Genomic DNA, 1,385 nt, shown 5'->3' on the forward strand with positions numbered 1-1,385 from the left:
CGAGGCGTCGACCACGGAGGCGGTCGCCGGGGGCGGCTCGGTGCGGCGGGCCATGGGGTCCGCGCGCAGGGTGTGCGTGCCGTCGGGGCGGGCGATGTCGAACTTGTAGCGGGCGCCCTCGCCGAGCCCGGGGACGAACAGCTCCCAGACACCGGTCGAACCGAGGGACCGCATGGGGTGGGCGGTGCCGTCCCAGTGGCAGAAGTCGCCGCACACCCGCACTCCCCTGGCGTTGGGCGCCCACACGGTGAAGCGGGTGCCGGCCACGCCCTGGTGGGTCATCGGGTGGGCGCCCAGCGCCTTCCACAGCTCCTCGTGCCGTCCCTCACCGATCAGGTGCAGGTCGAGTTCGCCGAGGGCGGGCAGGAAGCGGTAGGGGTCCTGGAGTTCGGTCTCCCGGCCGTCGTACGTCACCCGCAGCGCGTACTCGGGGACCGGTGGGACCGACGGACCCGAGCCGACCGGCAGCAGACCCGCGAAGAAGCCGTCCCCCACGTCGTCCAGGCGCATCGCCCGCCCGTCGACGACGAGCGTCACCGCCTCCGCGTACGGGCGCAGGACCAGGAAGGCGACACCGCCGGGCACCGGATGCGCGCCGAGCAGGGCGTGCGGGTCGTGGTGCGTGCCGGACAGGAGCCGCTGCCGGCCCTCCGTGCCGGGCCATGCCTCGGGGGGCGCGATGAGGGTGGCCGCGGGGTCGGGAGCGGACGTATCGATGGTGACCACGAAATTCAGCTCTCCTCTGGCCGGGTGGGGGGTGGAGTGGAGTGGGGTGTCGGCAGCTCAGGGGCCCGCCGCGAGGCGGGCGAGCGCCGCCATGGGCACGGGCAGCCAGTCGGGGCGGTGCCTGGCCTCGTACAGCGCCTCGTACACGGCCCGGTCCGTCTCGTGGGCGCGCAGCAGCGCGCCCTCCTCGCGCGGGTCCCACGCCGCCTCGGCGGCATAGCCCGCGCAGTAGGCGTCCCGGCAGCTCCACGCCCACTCGGGCCGCCAGGGGCGCCTGGCGTGCGCGGCGTAGTCGAAGGAGCGGAGCATGCCCGCGACATCGCGCACGGGGGCCTGGACCCGGCGGCGTTCGGCGAGGGGGCGGGCCGGTTCGCCCTCGAAGTCGATGACGAACCAGCGGTCCGGGTCCCCGGCGCGCAGGACCTGGCCCAGGTGCAGGTCGCCGTGGACGCGCTGGGCCGGCCGGTCCACGCCGCCGACCGCGACGGCGTCGTACGCGGCCCGCAGCCGGGACACATAGGGAGCGAGCTCCGGCACCTGCCGGGCCGCGGCCTCCAGGCGGCCGGTCATCGCGGCGGCGAGCCTGCCGTCGCCGCCCCGGTCCGGCGGGCCCGACGCGAAGACCTGCGCGAGCGCCATGTGCACCTCGGCGGTGGCCC

Annotated in this window: 1 protein-coding gene and 1 pseudogene; both read right to left on the minus strand. The window is 76.2% G+C overall.

Annotated features, from left to right (window positions below):
* Positions 1 to 726: GlgB N-terminal domain-containing protein (locus STRAU_RS25825; protein WP_037661900.1), on the minus strand; the 726-nt coding region annotated here is incomplete at its 3' end.
* A 57-nt stretch (positions 727 to 783) separates the two neighbouring features.
* Positions 784 to 1,385, minus strand: a pseudogene (locus STRAU_RS25830) (phosphotransferase); the annotation flags it as partial.

It is taken from the genome of Streptomyces aurantiacus JA 4570 (assembly GCF_000414115.1).
GTDB lineage: Bacteria > Actinomycetota > Actinomycetes > Streptomycetales > Streptomycetaceae > Streptomyces > Streptomyces aurantiacus_A.